Annotated in this window: 24 protein-coding genes; 15 read left to right on the top strand and 9 right to left on the bottom strand. The window is 63.0% G+C overall.

The window, feature by feature from the left end; translation table 11 throughout:
- Position 1: 1 nt before the first annotated feature.
- On the bottom strand, positions 2-1003 hold the full coding sequence (locus BLT42_RS04560) for a GlxA family transcriptional regulator (RefSeq protein WP_091767489.1): 1002 nt from the start codon (positions 1001-1003) through the stop codon (positions 2-4).
- A 53-nt stretch (positions 1004-1056) separates the two neighbouring features.
- On the opposite strand from BLT42_RS04560, the gene BLT42_RS04555 reads away from it, so the two are divergent.
- A complete protein-coding gene (locus BLT42_RS04555) occupies positions 1057-1269 on the top strand; it encodes a glutathione S-transferase (RefSeq protein WP_091767574.1) in 213 nt (70 codons plus the stop codon).
- 85 nt (positions 1270-1354) lie between these two features.
- Here the strand turns inward: BLT42_RS04555 and BLT42_RS04550 are convergent, their stop codons facing one another.
- A complete protein-coding gene (locus BLT42_RS04550; RefSeq protein ID WP_091767486.1) occupies positions 1355-2005 on the bottom strand; it encodes a uracil-DNA glycosylase in 651 nt (216 codons plus the stop codon).
- Positions 2002-2553, bottom strand: coding sequence for a LabA-like NYN domain-containing protein (locus BLT42_RS04545; protein ID WP_091767483.1), 552 nt, complete (start codon positions 2551-2553; stop codon positions 2002-2004). Before BLT42_RS04545 ends, BLT42_RS04550 begins: the two co-directional genes overlap by 4 nt.
- A 36-nt stretch (positions 2554-2589) precedes the next feature.
- On the opposite strand from BLT42_RS04545, the gene folK reads away from it, so the two are divergent.
- The 14 genes from folK to BLT42_RS04475 all read left to right on the top strand — a co-directional run bounded on the left by folK (position 2590) and on the right by BLT42_RS04475 (position 15873).
- On the top strand, positions 2590-3111 hold the full coding sequence (gene folK / locus BLT42_RS04540; RefSeq protein ID WP_091767480.1) for a 2-amino-4-hydroxy-6-hydroxymethyldihydropteridine diphosphokinase: 522 nt from the start codon (positions 2590-2592) through the stop codon (positions 3109-3111).
- A gap of 84 nt (positions 3112-3195) precedes the next feature.
- Positions 3196-3567 (top strand): DNA-directed RNA polymerase subunit omega, encoded by a 372-nt coding sequence (gene rpoZ / locus BLT42_RS04535; protein ID WP_091767478.1) that lies wholly within the window; start codon positions 3196-3198, stop codon positions 3565-3567.
- A 6-nt stretch (positions 3568-3573) separates the two neighbouring features.
- Complete coding sequence (locus tag BLT42_RS04530; protein WP_091767476.1) at positions 3574-5802, top strand: RelA/SpoT family protein; 2229 nt, start codon at positions 3574-3576, stop codon at positions 5800-5802.
- The gene (gene pyrE / locus BLT42_RS04525) at positions 5799-6383 is read left to right on the top strand and encodes an orotate phosphoribosyltransferase (RefSeq protein WP_091767473.1); all 585 of its coding nucleotides are present in this window, start codon (positions 5799-5801) and stop codon (positions 6381-6383) included. Before BLT42_RS04530 ends, pyrE begins: the two co-directional genes overlap by 4 nt.
- Positions 6383-7129: a pyridoxine 5'-phosphate synthase gene (locus BLT42_RS04520; RefSeq protein WP_091767470.1), complete on the top strand. Its 747-nt coding sequence runs from the start codon at positions 6383-6385 to the stop codon at positions 7127-7129. Before pyrE ends, BLT42_RS04520 begins: the two co-directional genes overlap by 1 nt.
- A 17-nt stretch (positions 7130-7146) precedes the next feature.
- Entirely contained in the window at positions 7147-7509 is a 363-nt protein-coding gene (locus BLT42_RS04515; RefSeq protein ID WP_233342315.1) for a hypothetical protein, read from the top strand.
- Positions 7506-7919: a holo-ACP synthase gene (acpS, locus tag BLT42_RS04510; protein WP_091767464.1), complete on the top strand. Its 414-nt coding sequence runs from the start codon at positions 7506-7508 to the stop codon at positions 7917-7919. The genes BLT42_RS04515 and acpS overlap by 4 nt, the downstream gene beginning before the upstream one ends.
- A complete protein-coding gene (gene rnc / locus BLT42_RS04505; RefSeq protein ID WP_091767461.1) occupies positions 7912-8601 on the top strand; it encodes a ribonuclease III in 690 nt (229 codons plus the stop codon). The genes acpS and rnc overlap by 8 nt, the downstream gene beginning before the upstream one ends.
- On the top strand, positions 8588-9538 hold the full coding sequence (era, locus tag BLT42_RS04500; protein ID WP_233342314.1) for a GTPase Era: 951 nt from the start codon (positions 8588-8590) through the stop codon (positions 9536-9538). Before rnc ends, era begins: the two co-directional genes overlap by 14 nt.
- Positions 9539-9558: 20 nt before the next feature.
- Positions 9559-10290, top strand: a complete 732-nt coding sequence (gene recO / locus BLT42_RS04495; protein WP_233342313.1) for a DNA repair protein RecO — start codon at positions 9559-9561, stop codon at positions 10288-10290.
- Positions 10291-10447: 157 nt separating this feature from the next.
- On the top strand, positions 10448-11785 hold the full coding sequence (locus tag BLT42_RS04490) for a S41 family peptidase (RefSeq protein WP_091767453.1): 1338 nt from the start codon (positions 10448-10450) through the stop codon (positions 11783-11785).
- A gap of 164 nt (positions 11786-11949) precedes the next feature.
- A complete protein-coding gene (gene parC, locus BLT42_RS04485; RefSeq protein WP_091767450.1) occupies positions 11950-14226 on the top strand; it encodes a DNA topoisomerase IV subunit A in 2277 nt (758 codons plus the stop codon).
- Positions 14227-14281: 55 nt separating this feature from the next.
- A complete protein-coding gene (locus BLT42_RS04480; protein ID WP_091767447.1) occupies positions 14282-14833 on the top strand; it encodes a LemA family protein in 552 nt (183 codons plus the stop codon).
- Between the two features lie 11 nt (positions 14834-14844).
- Positions 14845-15873, top strand: a complete 1029-nt coding sequence (locus tag BLT42_RS04475; RefSeq protein WP_091767444.1) for a M48 family metallopeptidase — start codon at positions 14845-14847, stop codon at positions 15871-15873.
- 12 nt (positions 15874-15885) lie between these two features.
- Here BLT42_RS04475 and BLT42_RS04470 read toward each other — a convergent pair whose 3' ends face one another.
- From BLT42_RS04470 to BLT42_RS04445, 6 genes are all read right to left on the bottom strand, one after another.
- Positions 15886-17022 (bottom strand): AI-2E family transporter, encoded by a 1137-nt coding sequence (locus BLT42_RS04470; protein ID WP_091767441.1) that lies wholly within the window; start codon positions 17020-17022, stop codon positions 15886-15888.
- A 248-nt stretch (positions 17023-17270) separates the two neighbouring features.
- On the bottom strand, positions 17271-18866 hold the full coding sequence (locus BLT42_RS04465) for a TRAP transporter large permease (protein WP_091767438.1): 1596 nt from the start codon (positions 18864-18866) through the stop codon (positions 17271-17273).
- A gap of 1 nt (position 18867) precedes the next feature.
- Positions 18868-19650 (bottom strand): TRAP transporter small permease subunit, encoded by a 783-nt coding sequence (locus BLT42_RS04460; RefSeq protein ID WP_091767435.1) that lies wholly within the window; start codon positions 19648-19650, stop codon positions 18868-18870.
- Between the two features lie 5 nt (positions 19651-19655).
- Positions 19656-20783, bottom strand: a complete 1128-nt coding sequence (locus BLT42_RS04455) for a TRAP transporter substrate-binding protein (RefSeq protein ID WP_091767571.1) — start codon at positions 20781-20783, stop codon at positions 19656-19658.
- A gap of 22 nt (positions 20784-20805) precedes the next feature.
- Complete coding sequence (locus BLT42_RS04450) at positions 20806-21579, bottom strand: arginyltransferase (protein WP_091767432.1); 774 nt, start codon at positions 21577-21579, stop codon at positions 20806-20808.
- Between the two features lie 70 nt (positions 21580-21649).
- Positions 21650-23482 carry an SLC13 family permease gene (locus BLT42_RS04445; protein ID WP_233342312.1) on the bottom strand — a complete coding sequence of 611 codons (1833 nt, stop codon included), beginning with the start codon at positions 23480-23482 and terminating at the stop codon, positions 21650-21652.
- Positions 23483-23594: the final 112 nt, after the last annotated feature.

Here is a 23594-nt window from a genome sequence, read left to right as displayed (position 1 = left end):
CTTAGTCGGGCTCGACTGCGGCGAAGCGATCCCGGTAGGCTTGCGGTGTGACGCCCATCAGACGGGCAAAACTGCGCCGCATGCGTTCGTCATTCCCGAAACCACAGGCTGTCGCGATCGTCTTGATACTCAATTTGACGTCTTCCAGCATCACCCGCGCGGCATCGACGCGGAACTGCTCGACGGCCCGCGCCGGGGTATGGCCGGTTTCGCGGATATACAGGCGGGCGAAATTGCGGGCGCTCATGCCGGAACGTTCGGCGAGGGCCTCGATGCGCAAATCGGCCGTGAGATTGTCGCGCATCCAGAAATGCAGCGCGTCGAACTTGCCGCTTGCCGAGCGCGTCTGTTCCTTGAGGGCTTCGCTGAACTGGGACTGCCCGCCGGGGCGTTTGACATAGACCAGAAGATTGCGGGCCAGCTCCAGGGCGGCTTCGCGGCCATGATCGGCTTCCACCATGGCCAGCGCCAGATCGATTCCGGCAGTGACGCCGGCCGAGGTCCACACGCCATCGTCTTCGATATAGATCGGGTCGGGATCGATCTCGGCCTTGGGGTAGTTTTCCGCCAGCTCGTCGCAGCGGCGCCAATGGGTCACCGCGCGGCGTCCATCGAGCAGGCCGGCGGCGGCGAGCAGGAAGGCGCCGGTGCAGGTTGACGCGATCCGGCCGCATCGTTCCGTCGCCCGCAAGACGGAGGCAACCAGGCGGTGGTCCCGGCTGGCGGCATCGACGCCGCCGCCGCCGCACACGATCAGGGTGTCGGTCTCGTCCAGGCCGACACCGGCGACGCGGCGCGTATTGAGCAATATCCCGGTATCGGTCTTGACGGGGCCGCCATGATGGGAGGCCAGGGTGGTGATATAGGCGTCATAGCCCAGCACCTCATTGGCGTCGGCGAAAACCTGGAGCGGGCCGGTCGCATCCAGCAGTTTCACCTCCTCGAAGATGAAGAAGGCGATGTGACGTTCGATCAGGGGCGTATTGGCAGGAAAAGTCGGCATGTTGTCATTTGTGCCATTAGTGAAAGCGAATAGCCAGAGCCATGTGTCGCGGCATGGAGGCGGGAACCGGAATGGAAAAACTAGAACTGAAACATGTCATAAATGCGATATGCCCGTGGTCGGGCGAACCGGTCCGCGCCGACAGCCTGATGCGCTATCGCGGCGCGGTTGTCGGTTTTTGCAATCCGGGCTGCCGTGACAAGTTTGCACGCGCAAGTGCGGCGTTCGACGCTGCCCTCGCGGCCTTGGCGGAAAATGCGGGTTGAGCGTGCTGCCGCACCGGGCATTCAAAGTTAACCTGCGTGGCTTCCGTGGGTTAACCATGTTGTCCACAGTTGACGGGTTTTGCGATCAGGCGCCCAGATAATCCCGGATATCGGCGAAAACCGCGCTGAACATCGGTTCGGTCAAGCGGCCCGTATTGGTGTTGTAGCGCGAGCAATGATAGCTGCTGAACAGGCGCACCGGGCCGCCGGGCGCTTCGACATCGCTGGCCGCGCCGTGGCCAAAGGGCGCGCTGACGAGGCGGTGGCCGAGCGCGCGCAGCGTATTGTCATGGGCGATCTTGCCCAGGGCCAGGATAGCGCTCAGGCGGGGCAGGGAGGCGATGCGGTCGACCAGGAAAGGGCGGCAGGCATTGGCCTCGGCCCCGACCGGCTTGTTCTCGGGCGGCACGCACCGCACCGCATTGGTGATCATCACGTCCTTGAGCGTCAGTCCGTCATCGGCATCCAGCCCGTATGTCCCCCGGCTGAAACCATGATTGGCGAGGGTCGCAAACAGGAGGTCGCCGGCCCAGTCGCCGGTGAAGGGACGCCCGGTGCGATTGGCCCCGCGCAGGCCCGGCGCCAGACCGACAATCAGCAGGCGAGCATCGTCGGGGCCGAAGGAGCCGACCGGGGCGTTGTGCCAGTCGGGGAAAAGGGCGGTATTGCGTTCGCGGAACTCGACCAGGCGCGGGCAGAGCGGACAATTCCTCGGGGGCTCGGGCTGGAGGGTCATATCGTGTCATCCACCCGATTGTCCGGTCGGCCGATCAGCGGCTGGAGATCGAGCAATTCGATGAAATCATCGGCCTGACGGCGCAGCTCGGTGGCGATCATCGGCGGTTTGGTCTTCATCGAGGAGACGACGCTGACCCGAACGCCGCGGCGCCGCGCGGCTGCGATGGCGGGGCAGAAATCACCATCGCCGGTGAACAGGATGATGTGCTGGAGATAGTCCGACGCATCGATCATGTCGACGGCGAGCTCGAGATCCATATCGCCCTTCACGCGGCGATTGCCGTCGGCATCGGTGAATTCCTTGGCCGGCTTGGTGACAACGTGGAAGCCATTATAGTCGAGCCAGTCGACCAGCGGGCGCAGCGGATTATACTCTTCATGCTCGAGCAGGGCGGTGTAATAATTGGCCCGGATCAGCCGGCCGCGCTTGCGAAATTCCGCAAGCAGGCGTTTGAAATCGATATCGAAGCCGAGCGCTTTGGTGGTCGCGAACAGATTGGCGCCATCGATGAAAATGCCGATGCGCTCATCAGGGTAGAAGGTCATTGGAAAAATATCCTTTGAGACAGGCGGGCTTAAGACTTGAAAACATCGCCAATTTATATCGCGCTTGGGGCGAATCTGCCATCGGCGGGACGCAGCCCGGCACAGACGCTGGCGCTGGCGCTCGAGGCGCTCGAGGCGCGCGGCATTGCCGTGGTGGCGCGCTCATCCGACTGGCACAGCCCCGCCTGGCCCGATCCGTCAGCGCCGGCCTATGTCAATGCCGTCGCCGAAATCGCGACGGATCTGTCTCCACGCGCGCTGCTCGATCTGTTGCACGCCGTCGAGGCCGAGTTCGGGCGTGTCCGCCATATCCGCTGGGAATCCCGCGTGCTTGATCTCGATCTGCTGGACTATCGTGGCGGTCGCTTTACCGATGAGGCCGGCCTCGACGTGCCGCATCCGCGCCTGGCCGACCGGGCCTTTGTCCTGCTGCCCCTGGCCGAGATCGCGCCGCACTGGTGTCAGCCGGAAAACCCGCGCCCGATCGCCGAAATGATCGCCGCCCTGCCACCCGAGGATTTGGCGGCGACCCGCAAGCTGCACACCGGACTGCGCTGAGCGCGCTCAGGCCTTGCCAGACCGGGGCAGTACCGATAGGACACGCGGTTCAAACTGCAGCGCTTGTTCAAGGAGATCGCGCGTATGGCCCGCGTCACCGTCGAAGATTGCATCGATAAGATCCCTAACCGTTTTCGCCTGGTTCTCCTGGCAGCGCACCGTGCGCGGAATATTTCCGCCGGTTCCGCGCTGACAATTGAGCGCGATAACGACAAAAATCCCGTTGTCTCCCTGCGCGAAATCGCTGATGAGACCCTTGATCTCGACGTTCTTCGTGAGAGCCTTGTCAATGGCTTGCAGCGCGTTCTGCCGAGCGAAGACGAGGAAGAGGCCCGCAAGGCCGAAGGTCGCCAGGAATTCGAAGCCCTGCCGGCTCCGCCTGTCGAGCTCGACGAGTCGGAAATGCTCAAAGCGCTTCAGAACGATCGGGACGGCGCGCCTGACGGCCGCCTCTAGTGCGCCTTGACTGCCGGGGCGAATATCTCTGATCCGGTTTCGCCGCCGCCCGCCATACCGAGCGCGGACGAGCTGATCGAACGGATTCGGAAATATTTTCCGACCGTCGATGCGGACTATGTGCGCCGCGCCTATGATTTTGCCGAAGAAGCCCACCGGCCACAGCGCCGCCAGTCGGGCGAGCCCTATTTCGGGCATGTCGCGGCTGTCGCGGTCATCCTGACCGAGCTGCGCATGGACGTCGCCACCGTCTGTACCGGCCTGCTGCACGACACCGTCGAGGATACGCCCGCCACGCTGACCGAGCTGGAGGGATTGTTCGGCGGTGAGGTGGCCAGCCTGGTCGATGGCGTCACCAAGCTGGGCCAGATGGAGCTTCGCTCCAAACGCACCAAACAGGCGGAAAACCTCCAGAAGCTCGTCGTGGCGATCTCCTCTGATGTCCGTGTCCTGATCGTCAAACTGTGCGACCGCCTGCACAATATGCGGACGCTGGGCGCCATTCCGCGGCCGGAAAAGCGCGAGCGTATCGCGCGCGAAACGCTGGAAATCTACGCGCCCCTGGCGCGCCGGATCGGGATCAACCGGGTCTGTGTCGAGCTCGAGGACCTGGCCTTCAAACATATCAATCCGGCGGCCCATGAATCGATCACGCGGCGGCTGCAATTGCTGCGCGACCAGCATTCGCAGGAGGTCGCCGTGGTTTCCGGGGCGATCACCGACAAGCTCGGCGCGGCCGATATCGAGGCGCGCGTGTTCGGGCGCCAGAAACGGCCCTATTCGATCTGGCGCAAGCTGGAGCGCAAGGGCCTCACTTTCGATGATATCGCCGATATCTATGCCTTTCGCGTCATCGTCGATCAGCCCGATGATTGTTACCGCGCGCTCGGCGTGATCCACCAAGCCTGGCGCAGTGTGCCGGAGCGGTTTCGCGATTTCATCTCCGTGCCCAAGCCGAATAATTACCGGTCGCTCCATACCACGGTCGTTGGTCCCAATAGCGTGCGTATCGAATTGCAGATCCGGACCGAGGCGATGGAAGCGGTCGCCGAGAGTGGTGTCGCCGCGCACTGGCGCTACAAGGACAGCACTTATCGCTATGACCCGGACGCGGCCCAGGCTGCCGGCGGTGATCCGCTGGAGCGCCTGCGGCCCTTCGTTGAAATTCTCAACCAGGGCGGCGATCCCGATGAATTCCTTGAGCACGCCAAGCTCGAAATGTTCGCCGACCAGGTCTATTGCTTCACGCCGGGCGGCGATCTGATTGCGTTGCCCTCGGGCGCAACGCCGCTTGATTTTGCCTATGCGGTTCATACCGAGCTCGGCCACACCACCGTCGCGGCCCGGGTCAATGGACGTGAGCGTCCACTGCGCACCGAATTGCACAATGGCGATGTCGTCCAGATCGTCAAAGGCGGAGTGCGTCAGCCACCGCAGGGCTGGGAAAGCCTGGCCGTGACCGGCAAGGCCCGCGCCGCGATCCGCCGCCTGATCCGCGAATCCGAACGCGAGGAATTCTCCCGTATCGGCAAGATCATGGCCGATCACGCCTTCCGCCGTGAGGGCCGCGCGCTGGTTGAAAAGGATCTCACCGAGGCGATCAGCCGGCTCGAGCTGAAGGATGTCGAGGGTCTGTATGAAGCGCTCGGACGCGGGCGCATCACCTCGACCGGCCTGCTCAATGCGGTCTTCCCGGGCCGGCTCGATGATCGCGGCGATGCGGTCGAGCGTGATCTTATTGAGGACAAGAAGGCACGCCTCTATGTGCGAGGCCGCGGGCTGACGCCGGGCGTGACGCTGCATTTCGCTGAGTGTTGTTCGCCGCTGCCGGGCGACCGCATTGTCGGCCTGTTGGTGCCCGAACGCGGCATCGAGATCCACACGATTGATTGTGAACGCCTGGCCCAGTTCGAACAGGGCGAGATGGATCAATGGCTCGATCTCGACTGGACCGATGAGGCCGGCGCCAAGGCCGTCTCGATGGCGCGCATCAAGGCGGTGATGCACAATGAGCCTGGCGCCCTGGCCGAGATTGCCAAAACCGTCGGCGAGAATCGCGGCAATATTGCCAATGTGAAAACCTATAAGCGGGCAGCCGATTTCTTCGAGATGGAATTTGACATCGAAGTGATCGATACCCGCCATCTGGCCAATGTGCTCGCGGCGATCCGGATGTGTTCATCCGTGGTTTCGGCGGAGCGGATGCGGGCCGAGCCCGGAGAACAAGACGAATGACACGCGACGAAGTGCTCGATGAATTCCGCGCCGCCGGCGCCCTGCTCGAGGGACATTTCATTCTCTCTTCCGGCCTGCGCAGCGCGGTCTTCCTGCAAAAGGCGAAAGTCTTTGCCGACCCGGCGCGCACGGAGCGCCTATGCCGAGCCCTGGCGCAGAAGGTGAAAGCGGAACTGCCTGAACAACCGACCATTATCGTCTCGCCGGCGGTTGGCGGCATTGTGCCCGGCTATGAGACGGCACGGCAGATGGGGCTCAAGGCCTTGTATGTCGAGCGCGAGAATGGCGAGTTTACCCTGCGCCGCGGCTTTGAGCTCGGGCCAGAGGATCGCGTCCTCGTGGTCGAGGATATTGTCAGCACCGGCCTGTCCTCGCGTGAATGTATCGAGGCGATCCAGGCGACCGGCGCAACCGTGATCGCCGAGGCCTGCCTGGTCGATCGCTCCGGCGGCGAAGCCGATGTCGGCGTGCCGCTGATCGCGCTGACCCAATACAAGGTTCCCGCTTATCCCGCCGACCAATTGCCGCCCGAACTGGCCGCCATTCCGGCGATCAAGCCCGGCAGCCGGGGTCTGGCCTGATGCTGCGGCTCGGCGTCAATATCGACCATGTCGCCACCATCCGGAATGCCCGCGGCGGGGCGCACCCTGATCCCGTGCGCGCGGCGCGCCAGGCGGCCGAAAGCGGCGCGGATGGCATCACCGCGCATCTGCGCGAGGATCGCCGCCATATCACCGATGGCGATATCGACCGGCTGATGGCCGAGATCGATCTGCCACTCAATCTTGAAATCGCCGCGACCCCGGAAATGCTCGACATTGCCCTGCGCCACAAGCCGCATGCGGTCTGTCTGGTGCCGGAAAAGCGCGAGGAACGCACGACCGAAGGCGGGCTCGATATCGCTGCCGGCCATAATCATCTCGCTCCCTATGTGCGCCAGCTCGACGAGGCCGGGATTCGGGTCTCGCTCTTCATCGAGGCCGACCCGGTCCAGATCGCCGTCGCCGAGGCGATGGGCGCCAGCGTGATCGAACTCCATACCGGCGCCTATTGCGAAGCCGCCTTGCGCGGCGACACTGAAGCGGTGGCCGGGCATCTGGAATTGCTCAAAATCGGTGCCTCGGAAGCCTTTCGCCGCGGGCTGGAAGTCCATGCCGGCCACGGCCTGACCTATGACACCGTGAAGCCCATCGCCGCCATCCCGGAATTGCTGGAGCTCAATATCGGCCATTTCCTGATCGGCGAGGCGATCTTCCGCGGTCTGCGCGAAGCGGTGACGACCATGCGCGGGCTGATCGTCGAGGCGCGGGAAGAGGCAGTAGAGTGACTTGGTTTCGTCGACATTTGGAGTGGAATCTCGATGCCGGGGCCAAGACCGCTATGGGTCTCTCGCGCATCACATTGCTTGTCGCAACGGCTTACCTGACAGTTCGGGCCGTGATGAGCGGTTTGCCGCTTGGGATACTGTGGGCTGGACTGGCCTTGCTGTTTTCCGCCCTTTTCATCGCTTCGTTGAAATGGCCGCGCAAGACTTTGTGGGCGTCGGCCATCGTCTTCGCGTTTACGGCATCAGCGGCATTTTTGTGGCGCAGCTGGAGTCAAACTCCTTTCTACCTTGAAGGGCTCGTCACATTCGGGGCCTGCCTGGTGAGCTTGCGGGCCGCGATTCTGTTCCACAGACTACCGCAGGATGAGGTGCGCCTGTGATCCTCGGCCTCGGTTCCGACCTGATGGATATTCGCCGCATCGAGCGTTCACTCGACCGTTTCGGCGACCGCTTCGTGCAGCGTGTCTTTACCGAGGCCGAGCAAACCAAATCCGAAGCGCGCCGTATGCGCGCCGCCAGCTATGCCAAGCGTTTCGCCGCCAAGGAGGCCGGTGCCAAGGCGCTCGGTACCGGGATTGCGCGCGGCGTGTCGTGGAAAGAGATCGGCGTTATCAATCTGCCCGGCGGCAAGCCGACCCTGGCCTTTACCGGCCGGGCGCTGGAACGCCTGATCGCGCTGACGCCGGAGGGGATGGAAGCCCATGCCCATATCACCATCACCGATGACCATCCTTACGCCCAGGCTTTCGTGGTGATCGAGGCCCGTCTGATCGGTACCGTCCATGGTTGATCCGACCGCCGATCTGGAGGCCCGCATCGGCTATGTCTTCAAGGACCGCAAGCTGATCGAGCGGGCGCTGACCCATTCCAGCTTTGGCGATGGCCGGCCGGGCTTTCGCAGCTATGAGCGGCTGGAGTTTCTCGGCGACCGCGTGCTCGGGATGATGACGGCGGAAGCGCTCTACCAGGCCTTCGATACAGCGGCCGAGGGTGCCCTGGCACCGCGGCTCAATGCGCTGGTGCGCAAGGAGACCTGTGCCGACGTCGCCCGCGCCATTGATCTCGGCTCGGCCCTGCGCATGGGACGCTCGGAAGAGAAGAGCGGCGGCCGCGCCAAGACCTCTATCCTCGGCGATGCCTGCGAGGCGCTGATGGCGGCGCTCTATCTCGATGGTGGCCGGCCTTGTGTGCAGGCCTTCTACGACGCCCACTGGTCGGACAAGCTTGAAGCCTTGAAGCAGAAGCCGCGCGACGCCAAATCCATGTTGCAGGAATGGGCCGCCAAGGCGGGTCATGCCGTGCCGCGTTACCAGCTCACCGGGCGCTCCGGCCCCGATCACCGGCCGGTTTTCACCGTCCAGGTCACAATTTCACCGCTTGAGCCGGCTATCGGCGAGGGCGGCACCAAACAGGCGGCCGAACGTGCCGCTGCAAAAAACCTGTTGAACAGAGAGGGCCATGATGTCGGCTGAACCTGAAACCCGATTTGGCTTTGCCGCCGTAATCGGTTCCCCCAATGCCGGCAAATCGACCCTGGTCAATGCGCTCGTCGGCGCCAAGATTTCCATCGTCACCCACAAGGTGCAGACGACGCGCTTTGCTGTGCGCGGTGTCGCGATCGAGGAGAAGACGCAGATCTGCCTGGTGGACACACCCGGCGTCTTTGCTCCGAAGAACCGGCTCGACAAGGCGATGGTCCGCGCCGCCTGGAGCGGCGCCGATGATGCCGATTGCGTCGTTCACGTCATCGATGTCGGCGCCCGCGACCGTATCGAACAGGGCAATGGCAAGCCCGGCGACCGGCTGATGGTCGATGATGATGACCGTGTCATGGAAGGCCTCAAACTGGCCAATCGCCAGGCGACGCTCGTGCTCAACAAGATCGACACCATCGATAGCGATCATTTGCTGGCGATGTCGAAAGAGCTCTATGACACCGGCATTTATTCCGATGTTTTCATGATTTCAGCCAAAAAGGGTTTCGGCGTTCCCTTGCTGAAAGCGCATCTGGCGACGTTGATGCCGGAAGGTGTCTGGCACTATCCCGAAGACCAGATTGCCGATCTGCCGCAGCGCCTGCTCGCCGCCGAGATCACCCGCGAAAAACTCTATCTGCGCCTGCACGAGGAATTGCCCTATTCCTCCATGGTCGAGACCGAGAGCTGGAAAAAACTGCGTGACGGATCGGTGCGCGTCGAGCAATCCATCATCATCGAGCGCGACAGCCAGAAACCCATCGTGCTCGGCAAGCATGGCTCCGCGGTCAAGGCGATCGGCGAGGCCGCCCGGCGCGAACTGGAAGAAATGCTCGGCTGCCGCGTCCACCTCTTCATCAATGTGAAGGTCGACCCGCGCTGGATGGCACGGCGTTCCCACTTCTCCGATGTCGGGCTTGATTTCGATGCCTAGGCTGGTGATGCCTGAGGGCCATGATGGAATGGTCTGATAGCGGCATAGTCCTGGCGGTTCGGCCGCACGGGGAGACCAGCGCGATTATCGAGGTGCTGACGGCGCAGAATGGCCGTCATGCCGGTCTCGTTCGCGGCGGGCGTTCGCGTGTCCTTCGGCCGGTGCTGCAGCCGGGCAATCGTATCGCCGTCACCTGGCGCGCGCGTCTGGCCGATCATCTGGGCTCGTTCACCGTGGAGGCTGAGCATCTGGGCGCCGGTGCCGTGATGGAAGACCGCGCCGCACTGGCCGGGCTGAATTCCGCCTGCGCTGTCGCGGTGATGGCCTTGCCGGAGCGTGAGGCTCACAAACAGGTCTATGACGGGTTCGGGATCTTCCTGGCGGCGCTCGAGCATGAGGATGTCTGGCCGGCGCTCTATGTCAGCTGGGAGGCGGGGTTATTGTCCGATCTGGGCTATGGCCTCGATCTCGACACTTGTGCCGTCACCGGCGTCGTCGACGACCTCACCCATGTCAGCCCGCGCACGGGCCGTGCGGTCTGCCGCGAAGAGGCCGCGCCCTACCTGGCCAAATTGCTGGAAATTCCCGGCTTCATGCAGGGTTCCGGCACGATCGAGCCCGGCGATATCGCCATGGGCCTGGCCCTGACCGGCTATTTCATCGACCGCCGCGTGTTGTGGCCGATCGACAGGCAATTGCCCGAAGCGCGCACCCGCATGATCGCCGAGCTGGAGCGGGTGGGGCGGCTTTAGGGGGCAGTGGCCCTGCGGATTTGGGGCTGTCCCGACCTGTCTGGACAGCGTATGGCCTGCCTTCATGACGCCCGTCTTGCCAATCAATTGCCCGAAATTAAGTTGATCCAAAAGCGGTTGCACTTCACCTCTTCGGGCTTCTTGGGAGGACGGTTTTATGATTTTTTTGAACAAGGTGAGTGTGATTGCCATTGCCGCAATGGCCGTGACACAGGCTCCGGCCTGGGCGCAGGACGCCATTGATGCCGCTGAACGCGATGCGGCTGTTACCGCTCTGGCCCAGGTGATTGAAGACGAATTCTTCGATGCGGAGCGTGCCGCGAACATCGCATCCGGCATGCGGGCCGCCGAGGATGATGGCGCCTTTGACGAGGCCACCACCGCCCAGGATTTGGCCGAAGCACTGACGGCACATCTGCACGAGCAGGACCGCCATTTCTCCGTTCGCTATATCGGGCCGGAAGCGGCGGCTGCGCAATTGGCGCGGGAGGCGTCCGAGGATCGTGCCGCGCGCGATGCCGCCTATGCCGAGCAGATGGCCCAGATGGCCCGGCGCAATTTCGCCTTCGATGCGGTGGAGATCCTGCCGGGCAATATCGGCTATATCGAGCTGCGTGGCTTCGCACCGATCGACCCGGCCGAGCCGACGGCTCGCGCGGCGCTCGAATTCGTTGCCCATACCGACGCGGTCATTTTCGACCTGCGCGAGAATCGCGGCGGCGACCCGACCATGGTGCAGTATCTCACCAGCCATTTCCTCGAACCCGGCGGTGAGACGCTAATCAATACCTTCGTGTCGCGCGATTACGATTACCCCAACCAGATGTGGTCCCTGCCCAGCCATCCGGCGGGCCATCGCCCCGACGTGCCGGTCTATGTGCTAACCAGCGGCAACACCGCATCGGCCGGGGAGGCCTTCTCCTATCACCTCCAGGCCATGGAGCGCGGCACACTGGTGGGTGAAACGACCTATGGCGCGGGCAATCCCGGCGGCGTTCAGATCGTTCCCGAGGGCTATGGGGTGTTCGTCTCGACCGGTTCCGCCCGCAATCCTATCACCGGCACGAATTGGGAAGGCACCGGCGTCACGCCCGATATCGAAATTGATGCCGACCAGGCCCTCGACCGGGCCTTGATGGAGGCCTATGGCGCGCTGGAGCGGCTGACAGAGGATGAGGGGCGTCTCCGTGAGCTGGGCTGGATGCGGGAAGCGCTCGAGGTTGCGCAAAATCCGGTTGTCCTGTCCGCGGACGAACTGGCTGTCTATGCTGGCGATTTCGGGCCGCGAGATATCCGGGTCGAGACTGGCGGACTGATCTATCAGCGCGAGGGCCGCGACCCGGTCCCGCTCATCGCCCTGGGCGAGCACCGGTTCAAATTCGCCAACGAGGATGACTATCGCCTCGTCTTCCAGCTGGACCGTCGTGGGCGGGTAGAAGCGCTGGAAGTGCGCCTGCTTGACGGCCGGACCGAGCTCAATCCAGTCGTCCGGTAATCCGGTAGACGGGGCGGGGTTTCGACCCCGCCCCGTATGCGGGCCATATCAACCGTTGATAAGCCGGGCTCAGACCCGGTTTTCCCCGATCCGCCTGCGCCCCGTCCCTGTCCCACAAGCCAATCGCCCTATACTGAAGCCCACGAATCACGAGGCGCTATTCCATGGGCGATAATTTCGATCCTGATGCCGGTCATATCATTGAAGAACCCTTCGATGAGGCGCTGTCCAAGCGCTATCTGGCCTATGCCCTGTCGACGATCACCCAGCGGGCGCTGCCCGATGCCCGCGACGGTCTGAAACCGGTCCATCGCCGGCTCTTGCATGCCATGCGCGAGCTGAAGCTGAACCCGGAATCGGCGTTCAAGAAATCCGCCCGTGTCGTCGGTGATGTGATCGGTAAATATCACCCGCATGGCGACCAGTCAGTCTATGAGGCGCTGGTGCGTCTGGCCCAGGACTTCGCCTCGCGCTATCCGCTGGTCGAAGGTCAGGGCAATTTCGGCAATATTGACGGTGATAGCGCTGCTGCCATGCGTTACACCGAGACCCGCCTGACCAAGGCGGCCGAATTGCTGCTGCAGGATATCGAGCACGGCACGGTCGATTTCGAGGACACTTATGACGGTTCCGAGCGCGAACCGCTGGTGCTGCCAGGCGCTTTCCCGAACCTCTTGGCCAATGGCTCGACCGGCATTGCCGTCGGCATGGCGACCTCGATCCCGCCTCATAATGCTTACGAGTTGTGCAAGGCCGCGCGGCATCTGATCAAGAAGCCCGAGGCCGAGACGGTCGACCTGCTGAAATACGTCAAGGGCCCTGATTTCCCGACCGGTGGCATCATCATCGAGCCGGAAACGGCGATCCGCGAGGCTTATGAGACCGGGCGTGGTGGATTCCGGGTGCGGGCAAAATGGGAGATCGAGGATGTCGGCCGCGGCATGTGGCGCATCGTCATTACCGAGATCCCTTACCTGGTGCAAAAGTCCAAACTGGTCGAACGCATCGCCCTGATGATGGAAGCCAAGCGTCTGCCGCTGCTGGAAGACGTGCTCGACGAGAGCGCCGAGGATATCCGCCTCGTGCTGGAACCGAAGAGCAAGCTGGTCGATCCGGAATTGCTGATGGAGTCGGTGTTCAAGCTGACCGATCTGGAGACCCGTTTCCCGCTCAATCTCAATGTGCTCGATCCTGAAGGCACGCCGCGGGTGATGAGCCTGAAGGATGTGCTCGCCATCTGGGTGGAGCACCGGCGCGAGGTTGCGGTGCGCCGCGCCGAGACGCGCCTGGCCAAGGTTGAAGACCGGCTCGAAGTGCTGGCTGGCTATCTCATCGTCTATGCCGATCTGGATGAGGTGATCCGTATCATCCGCTTCGAGGACAAGCCCAAAGACTTGTTGATGAAGACATTTGAACTGTCTGACCGGCAGGCCGAAGCCATCCTCAACATGCGGCTGCGCAGTTTGCGCAAGCTGGAAGAGCTGGAAATCCGCAAGGAAGACGACACTTTGCGCGGTGAGCGCCAGAGCCTTTCCGATCTCATTGCCTCGGCCGAGCTGCAATGGGCCAAGGTCGATGGCGAGATCGCCGAAGTCGAGAAATTCTACGGTCCCAAAACCGAAATCGGCGCCCGCCGTTCAGTGTTTGCCGATGCGCCGCTGGTCTCGGCCGAGACTTCGATCGAAGCCTTCATCGTGCGCGAACCGATCACCGCCGTGCTCTCGGAGCGGGGCTGGGTGAGGGCGCTCAAGGGCCATAGTTCCGACGTCACCGAACTGAAATTCAAGGAAGGCGACCGCTCCGCCTTCGCCGTCAAATGCGAAACCACGGACAAGCTGTTGATGTTCGCGACGGACGGGAAATTCTATACGCTCGATGCCAATAATCTGCCTGGCGGACGCGGCCATGGCGAACCGGTGCGCCTGCATGTCGATCTGCCCGATGATGCCGCGCCAATCGGCCTGTTCAAATACGATCCCGACCGGACCTTGCTGATCGCCTCGGGCGAGGGGCATGGGTTCCGCGTTCAGGAGAAGGATTGCATGGCGGCCAAGAAGGGCGGCAAGCAGATCCTCAACCTGGTCGAGGGTGATGAGGCCTTGCTGTGCATTCCGGCCATGGGCGACCAGGTCGCGGTGATCGGCGAGAACAAGAAAATGCTGGTCTTCCCGCTCGAGGAAATCTCGGTGATGACGCGCGGCAAGGGCGTGCGCCTGCTGGGCGGCAAGGGTGCCCGGGTTGCCGATGTGATGGTGTTCAGTGGCGAGGAAGGTCTGACCTGGCTCGACGGCGCCGGCCGCCGCCACGCGCTCGAGGACTGGAAAATGTGGTGCGGCAAGCGCGCCCAGGCCGGTCGAATCGCGCCGCGTGGTTTCCCGCGCAGCCTGCGTTTTGCACCGCGTGGGTCAGAATTCCTCGCTTCACAGGCGAAAGCTGAATAAATAGATTATCGTTTCGCGATTTCGGCCCTTGTGGGCCCGCCTTGGAGAATAGAGCATGGACGCGTCAATCATCCTTCTTATCGTTGTCATCGTCGTCGGGTTCATCCTCGTCGGAATCTACAACCGCCTTGTCGCCCTGCGGCAGACCTGTAACCAGGCCTGGGGCGATGTCGATGTTCAGCTCAAGCAGCGCCATGATGTCATCCCCAATCTGGTCGAGACCGTGAAGGGCTATGCCAGCCACGAGACCGACACGCTGGAAAACGTCATCAAGGCCCGTCAGGCCGCGATTGTTGCGCCGAATGTGAAAGAGCTCGCCGGTGCCGAAAACATGCTGTCCGGTGCGCTGCGCCAGTTGTTTGCGCTGTCTGAAGCCTATCCCGACCTGAAGGCCAATCAGAACTTCCTGTCGCTGCAGAATGAATTGTCGGACCTGGAAAACAAGATCGCTGCCGCGCGCCGCTTCTTCAATAATGCGGTCGCTGAATTCAACACTGCCATTGAGCAATTCCCGGCGGTTCTGATGGCCAGCATGTTTGGTTTCGCCAAGCGTGACTTCTTTGAAGTCGGTGAAGGCGAGCGCGCCGCACCACAGGTCAAATTCTAGGATTCTGAGCCATGATGTTCGGGGCGGCGGGACTGCGCAGCCATATCTGGAACAATAATCTCAAATCCATGCTGCTTCTGGCCGGGTTTCCGGTCCTGCTGACCCTGCTTGGCTATGCCATTGCCCTGCTTGTCATCGCGATGACCGGCGAGGCCGATTACATGACCGCCAAGGGTCAATATGGCGAGGCCTCGCTGGGACAATCGATGATGGCGGCGGTGTATCTCCTGCCTGAAATTGCCGTCTTCGCGACGATCGGTGCGGGTATCTGGTTCATCATCGCCTGGTTTGGACATCAGGCGATGATCAATCTGGCGACCGGGGCCAGCCCGGTCACCCGCAAGGCGGAGCCGCGGCTCTACAACTTGCTGGAAAATCTGTGCATTTCGCGCGGGATGACGGTTCCGAAAATGGCCATCATCGAGACCGCCGGGCTCAATGCCTATGCCTCGGGTCTGACCGAGAGCCAATACACCGTCACGGTCACGCGCGGCCTGATGCAGACCCTCAATGATGCAGAGCTGGAAGGCGTTCTGGCGCATGAACTCTCGCATATCCGCAACAGGGATGTCCGCCTTCTGGTGATCTCGATCATCTTTGTCGGCATTATTTCCTTCGCCGCCGAAATTGCCTTTCGGGGGATGTTGTATGGCGGTATGCGCGGTGGTGGACGCCGGAGTGGTTCGCGCAATGGCGGGGCGCTGATCCTGATCGCCTTTGCCTGTATCGCCTTGGCCTATGTTCTTGCAATCGCTATACGTTTCACCCTGTCGCGGCAGCGCGAATACATGGCTGATGCCGGCGCTGTCGAACTGACCCGCAATCCCGATGCGATGATCTCGGCGCTGTCGAAAATCTCCGGTCATTCGGAGATTGAGAAGGCACCGGAAGAAGTGCGTGAAATGTTTATCGAAAACGCCTCGACCGGTTTCATGGGCGTGTTCGCGACGCATCCCCCGATCGAGAAACGCATCGAGGCGCTGGTCGAATATGCTGGCGGCAGGCGGCCGGAGCGGATGTCGAGCGTGCCGCAGGTCTAGGCACTGGCAGGCCTAGGGTTCGTCTTCGGCTGACTTGCCGTTGGTTGTCTCTTCGCCGTCTATTGCATTGCCGCTCGCTGCCTCTTCCTCCAGCAAGCCGGCAAAGGCCTCGCGGAAGATGAACCAGACCGAGGTGAAGAGCGCCGCGATCACCGGCCCCAGAATGATGCCGACAGCGCCGAACAGGCCGAGCCCGCCCAGGGTCGAGATCAGCACCATCAGATCCGACATTTTCGCATCCTTGCCGACCAGCATCGGCCGCAGGATATTATCCGAGGTCGAGACCACGACGGCGCCCCAGACGGCCAGCGCGATGCCGGCAATGGGATGACCCGAGACGATCAGCCAGATGGCGGAAGGCCCCCAGATCAGCGGCGGCCCGATCATCGGGATGATGGAGAGCAGGGTTGCGACCGCAGCCCAGAAGATCGCGCCCGGCACGCCGGCCGCGAACAGGCCAATTCCCGTCAGCGAGCCCTGTACCAGGGCGATCAGGAAGGAGCCCTTCACCGTGGCGCGAATGGTGGAGATGGCGCGCTCGGCGAGGAGTTCGCGATCCTCGCGCACCATCGGGATCAGGGCGACGGCCTTGCGGCCGGTCTCGCGTCCGGTCAGCAGGAAGAAGAACAGCGCATAGATCAGGATGAAGAGATTGAGCGCCGCGATCAGTACGCCGCCGGTGCCGGCGCGCAGGCTGGAGACGAGGATGCGCCCGACCGATCCGGCCAGCGATCCGATCTGGGTCGCGATCGTGGCCTGATACTGGATCATCTCATCGCGAAACGGCAGCCAGGCCGGCAGGCTGTCGAGCCCGTTCTCGCGGATCAGCCCCACCTGTTCCTGCACCCAGGGCGTCACCATGGAGGTGACCTCGATCGCCTGTTCCGCCACGACGCCGAGCAGGATGGAGGCCGGGATCACAAAGGCGAGAACCGAGCCGGTGACCAGCAGTCCGGCGGCCAACCCCTTGCGGCCACCGAACCTGGCGCTGAGCCAGTCCTGCGGTGCCTGCAGGAAGAGCGTCAGCACGGCGGCGAGGAAGAGCGCTGCGAGATAATCGCGGATCATCCACAGGAAGATCCAGGAGACGACAAGTGCGAGGATAATGATGAAGCCGCGCTCGAGGGCGATTTTGCGGATCGGGGTCATGGGGCTCCTGGAGGCGGCGGGCTAAGCGTGAGCATGATACTAGCGCTTCCCGCAGATGCACCAAGCCTGATTTCGGGGTAGTTTCCCTCACCTTGATGGGGAGGGTGGATCGACGCGCAGTGTCGAGACGGGAGAGGTGGCAGCGCCGAGGCTCGGGGGTGTCATTCTACGACCCTCACCAGCCCCGCCCCCTTTTGGTGGCTCCTCTTCCATCAAGGAAGAGGAGGGCGTGGTGGCAGGCCCGGCCGCTACCCGTAAAGCCACTCCGGCAACCCGGTCGCCAGCCAGGGCAGCAACACCACCGCGCCGATCGCCAATATCTGGATGATCACAAACGGGATCGCGCCGCGATAGATGGCGGCCGTGGTCACCGAAGGCGGGGCGACGCCGCGCAGGTAGAAGAGGGCGAAGCCAAACGGCGGGGTGAGGAAGCTGGTTTGCAGATTCATCGCCATCAGCACGCCGAGCCAGACGGGATCGATGCCCATCATCAGCAGGATGGGCGCCACGATCGGCACCACCACAAAGGTGATCTCGATAAAGTCGAGGAAGAAGCCCAGCAGGAACATCACCAGCATCACCACGGCGAGCGCGCCATACTTGCCGCCGGGAACGGCGGCGAGGGCGTGCTGGACGACGAGGTCGCCGCCAAGCTCGCGGAAGATCAGCGAGAACAGGGCCGCGCCGATCAGGATCACGAAGACCATGGCCGAGATATTGGCGGTCGAGGCCATGACATCATCGAGCACGCCGGAGCGTTTCAGGCGCACGAGGCTGAGTGCCGCGCCGATCACGGTGATGGTGACAAGGATGAAGGCGAACACGCTGCCGGCGGTGCCGAGATCGGCGACATAGAGACGCCGGTCCGAACCGATATTGGCGACCACCACCAGGGCAATCAGCCCGATCAGCGCGGCCAGGCCGGCAAAGGCGATCAATTGTCCCGGCAAGGGGTTCTTGGCGGCGCCGGCATTGCGCGCCCCGGCGATAAAGGTCGCGCCGACAGCGCCGACACCGGCCGCTTCGGTGGGGGTGGCCAGCCCGGTGAGGATGGAGCCGAGCACGGCGGTCATCAGCGCCAGTGGCGGCAGCAGGGCGTGCAAGAGCTTGCCCCAGTCAGTGGCACCTTCGCTGGCGGGCGCTGCGGGCGCGTCCTTGGGGCGGAAGATCGCGATGCCGACCTGGTAGAGGATATACATGCCCACCAGAAGCAGGCCGGGGATCAGCGCGCCGGCGAAGAGATCGCCGACCGAGACGATGTCGGGCGAGAAAATGCCCTGGGCGCGCTGGGCTTCCTGATAGGCATTGGAGATCTGGTCACCGAGCAGGACCAGCACGATGGAGGGCGGGATGATCTGGCCCAGCGTGCCGGAGGCGGCGATCGAGCCGGCGGCGAGTTCGGGTGAATAGCCGCGCTTGAGCATGGTGGGCAGGGAGAGCAGGCCCATCGTCACGACAGTGGCGCCGACAATGCCGGTCGAAGCGGCCAGCAGGGCGCCGACAATGATGACGGATATCCCCAGTCCGCCGCGCATGGTGCCGAACAGGGCCCCCATGGCCTCGAGTAATTCCTCGGCGATGCGCGATTTTTCCAGCATGACGCCCATGAAGACGAAGAGCGGCACGGCGACGAGGATGGAGCGGTCCACCTCCATCAGATTGCCGTAAATGCGCTGCGGGAAGGCGCGCAAATGCACCGGGTCAAACAGGTCCAGCGTCAGGCCGAGCAGGGCAAATCCGAGCGCCACACCGGCCAGGGTAAAGGCCACCGGATAGCCGCGCAGCAGGGCGGCAAAGGCCGCCAGGAACATCAGGAAGGGCAGGAGTTCGATGAAGAGGCTCATCTCACAGCTCCCCGGCGCTGGCATTGGCCGGCGTGGCAGGTGCCTTGTCGCCGGCAATCGTCAACGCGGCGCGGGCGGCCATCGAAATGCCCTGCAGGATCATCAACACGGCGAACAGCGGAATGGCGGTTTTCAGGGCGAAGACGAGCGGCAGGCCATCGGCTTCGCGCGACCGCTCCAGGATGCGCCAGGTTGAATTCATATAGCCGGTCGAGGTCCACAGGATCAGGATATTCATCGGGATCAGCGCCAGATAGGTGCCGATCAGATCGACCCAGGCTTTGCCGCGCTCATCCATCTTCGCGTAGAAAATATCGACCCGGACATGGCCATTGGCCAGCAGGGTCGAGGCCGAAGCGAACAGGAAGAGGAAGGCGTGCATATAGATCACGCTCTCGGCCAGCTTGGTCGAGGCATAGCCGAACACATAGCGTTGCACGACGACGGTCGCGGTGGCGATCACCAGGCCCAAGGCAAACCAGCGCGCGGCGCCGCCTATGCTGGAATTGATCGTGTCGATGAAGGTGATTGCGCGGCGAAGACCGCTGGTCAGGGCGCCGGGCAGGGTGATGAAACGGCCGGCCAGCGCGGCCAGAAGCGGGACCATCAGAAGCGGCCAGCCGATCCGCCCCAGCACGCCCAGAACGCTGCCGGCAGCATGGGCGCTGCTCGCCAGATGTGCCGCTGACCAGGCGGCGACGCCGCCTCCCGTGAGAATGTCGACCAGGGTGAGCGCCAGAACCAGGACGCTCAGGGTCAGGATGAGTCTGTCGCCCGCCCGCATGAGCCCTAGCCGCCCAGCACGCGTTCGCGCTGCGCCATATAGGGCATTTCGGATATCCGGTCCCAGCTGCGCATCGCATTGCGCGCGCCAAGATAGCTGTCAAAGACCCGCCGCGTCATCGCATCGCTATTGCCGGTGTCGGCGACAACCTGTTCGGAAATCGTGCCGATCCGGTCCCAGATCGCGTCGCTGAAGGCGCGCAATTGCACGCCATGCTGATTGACCAGCACATCGAGGGCGAGGGCATTCTGATACTGGAATTCGGCCAGACACTGATTATTCGCGGCCCAGCAGGCCTGTTTCAGGATGGCCTTGTGGTCGGCCTCGAGGCCGTTCCAGACATCGAGATTGATCCCGACCGCCAGGCTCGAGCCCGGCTCATGGAAGCCTGGCCCGTAATAATAGGGCGCTTCGCGATAGAAGCCGAAGGCGAGGTCATTCCAGGGGCCAACCCATTCGGTCGCGTCGATGGCGCCCGATTGCAGGGCCGGATAGATCTCGCCGCCTGACAGGGTGACGGCCGCCGCGCCCAGTTCGCGCAGCACCGAGCCGCCGAGGCCTGGCATCCGCATGCGCAGGCCGCGGAAATCTTCCAGCGTGTTGATCTCGCGCTTGAACCAGCCCGCCATTTGATGACCGGAATTTCCGGCCTGGAAGGGTTTGATGTTGAACTGGGCCGAAAGCTCGTCCCACAGGGCCTGGCCGCCGCCGAACTCGACCCAGCCCATGATTTCCGAGGCCGTCATGCCCATGGGCACGGCGGTGAAGAAATTGAAGGCTTGCGACTTGCCCTGCCAGTAATATTCGGCGCCGTGATACATGTCGGCGGTGCCTTCGGAGACCGCATCGAAGGCCTCGAAAGCGCTGACCAGTTCGCCGGCGGCATAGACGCGCACGTCGAGCGAGCCGCCCGAGGCAGCATTGGCGAAGGCGGCGACATTATTGGCTGCCGTGCCAAGGCCCGGGAAATTGGCCGGCCAGGTCGTGACCATGCGCAATTGCTTGACCCCGCGCAGAATGGCGGGTGAGGCCGGCGATCCGGTTTGCGTGTTCGTTGACGTACTGTCACCGCAAGCCGTGGCTACGGTTGCCGCGGCGATGCTCGCACCGCTGAGAAATGTGCGTCGATCCATGCTGGTCTCCCCCAAGAGCGCGTCAGTCGTCGTGTTGCGGATTGCAGTCTATGTCGTCCTCATCGTCGAATTCCAGCTCGGCATGCGGCTGCCACCCGGCGGGGGTCAGCACTTGCAGGGGCTGGAACTCGGCCTTGTAAGCCATTTTCCGGCTGCCGCGTACCCAATAGCCCAGATAAACGAAGGGCAGGCCGGCGAGTTCTGCCTGGCGGATCGCGTCGAGGATCATATAGGCGCCCAGGCTGCGGCGTTCGGCCTCCGGGTCGAAAAAGCTGTAAATCATCGAAATTCCGTCACGCAGCACGTCGGTGAGGACGGCAGAAATCAGGTCGCCTTCGCGGTCACGATACTCGGTGACGTGCGTGCGCTGGGCGCCATCCTCGACCATCATCACGTATTCGCTGAACGACATCCCCGCCATATCCCCGTCATGATGGCGACTGTCGAGATAGCGGTCGAGCAGTTCATATTGCTCCAGCGTGGCGCCGACGGCGTCTGTGGAAACCCGCAAATCACTGTTGCGCGACAGGATTTTCCGCCAACGCCGTTTCCAGTTGAAATTCCCGACATCAATGCGCGAGGAGCGGCAGGCATCGCATTTCTCGCAGGCGGGGCGATAGAGCACGGCCTGGCTGCGGCGAAATCCGGCATGGGTGAGGGCATCATTGAGCGCCGGGCCTTCGCCGACCTCGATGCGCGTGAACACCTTGCGCTCCATCCGGTCCGGCAAATAGGGGCAGGGCGCGGAGGCGGTCAGGAAAAATGGAATCTGCTGGGTGGCAAACGGGTGGGTCACGTTTTCGCCTTGGGTTGATTCAAGCCAGATGTTTCAGGTCAGTCGTTTCAGCTCACTGCCAGAGGCGCGCTCAAGCCCCACCGAGCGCGAAATGTAACGCAATATAGGCCGTATATCCGGCCCAAAACAAGAGGATAAGTGGCGTGCCGGCGCGCAGATAGTCGACGAAGCGGTAATGTCCGGGCCCCATCACGAGCAGATTGGTCTGATAGCCGATCGGTGTGGCGAAGGAGGTATTGGCGGCCAGCAGCACGGTCATCGCGAACAGGGTCGGGTCCAGGCCCATCTGATTGGCGGCGCCGATGGCGATCGGTGTGAACAGGATGGCGGTGGCGCTGTTGGACAGGACATTGGTCAGGATCGCGACCAGGATGAACATGGCCGACATCAACACGACCGGGCCGAAGGGCGAGAAGGCCGAAACCACGCCCAGCGCCAGCAGATCCGCGGCACCGGTGGCCTGCATGGCCGTCCCCAGCGCGATCGCGGAGCCGATCAGCAGATAGACCCGCATGTCCACGGCGCGCGCCGCCTGGCGAGTATTGAGGCAGCCGCCGGCGATCATTGCGACCGCGCCAAGGAATGAGGCGACGGCGATCGGCATGGCGCCGGTGGCGGCAAACAGGACGACGCCGCCGAAAATCACCCGCGCAATATTGGCGCGGCGGGGATCGGCCAGGGCGGTGGAGGACCATTCCATCAGCAGGAGGTCGCGGTCGGCGCGCATGGAGCGCATCGAATTGGAGGTCCCGAACAACAGTAATGTGTCACCGGCCTCGAGCCGTATCTCGCCCATGCGCGAGCGGATCATGCGGCTGCGTCGCTGGATCCCCAGCACGACACAACCGGTGGCATGGCGAAAGCCGATCTGGGCGATGGTGCGGCCGATCAGGCGTGAGCCCGGGGCGACGACCGCCTCGGTCATTTTCAGCTGGTCGCCCGGGCTGGGTTCCTCGCCATGGCCGGAGGTCTGCAGCAGGCCGCGCATGAAATCGGCATTCTTTGACAGCAGGGCGGTCAGGGTCTGGCGGGTGGTGGCGACGATGACGAGGTCACCGGGCCGCAGCTCGATCTGGTCGAAGGGCGGCAGCAGCGCGTGCTCGCCGCGCTGGATCATGCGCACCGTCATATCGGGCAGGTCGACGAACATGCCGGCGACGGGTTTCTTGCCGACCAGGGGGTGATCGCTGGTGACATCGAGCTGGGCGATGAACTGGCGGCCACCGGCGCCGGCCAGTTCCGCTTCCATCGAGGAATGGTCCGGCAGGAGTTTGGGGAGGACGAACATCACGTAGACGACGCCGATCGCGGCCAGGAAGAGCCCGGGCGCTGTCGGCGCGAAAAAGCCGAGATGGATGCCCGATGTCGACATCAGCGAATCAGCGACCAGGAGATTGGTCGAGGAGCCGATGAGCGTCGTCATGCCGGCGAATATGCAGATATAGCTCAGCGGGATCATCAGTTTGGACGGGCTTTGCTCCATCCGCTTGGCGATCGCGCCGAGGATCGGCACGAACATCACCACCACTGGCGTATTATTGATGAAGGCGCTGATCACGAAGACGAAGGCGAACATGCCCAGCAGCGTCGCCTTGGGGTATTGATCGAAGGACCGCAGCAAGGCCTGTGTCGGCCCTTCCATCGCACCGGTCTGGAAGATGCCCTGGCCGACGATCAGCAGCGCCATGATGGTGATCAGGGCCGGATTGGCGAACCCGGCCAACAGGACGCTGACTGTGGGATTATCGCTCTCGAGCGGGAAAAGGTGGAAGAATACCAGCAGGACCGCGACGACAGCCGCGGAGACCATTTCGATCGCGAAGCGTTCCCAGCAATAGAAAACGATGGCGATGCACAGGCCGCCGAGTACGGCCCACATCTGCCAATCATCTACAGACGTCATTTCCGGCATATTGTCGTTTCAGGAAGCATCGGGCCCGATCTGGCCCTGACGCAAGGCTAGCATATGCCCCGCGCGCTTGCGAAGCCCTTTTGGTGCAAGCCGCTACCATCCG

The sequence above is a fragment of the Maricaulis salignorans genome (genome assembly GCF_900103475.1).
Lineage (GTDB): Bacteria > Pseudomonadota > Alphaproteobacteria > Caulobacterales > Maricaulaceae > Maricaulis > Maricaulis salignorans.
This window is presented reverse-complemented; position numbering and strand designations above follow the sequence as displayed.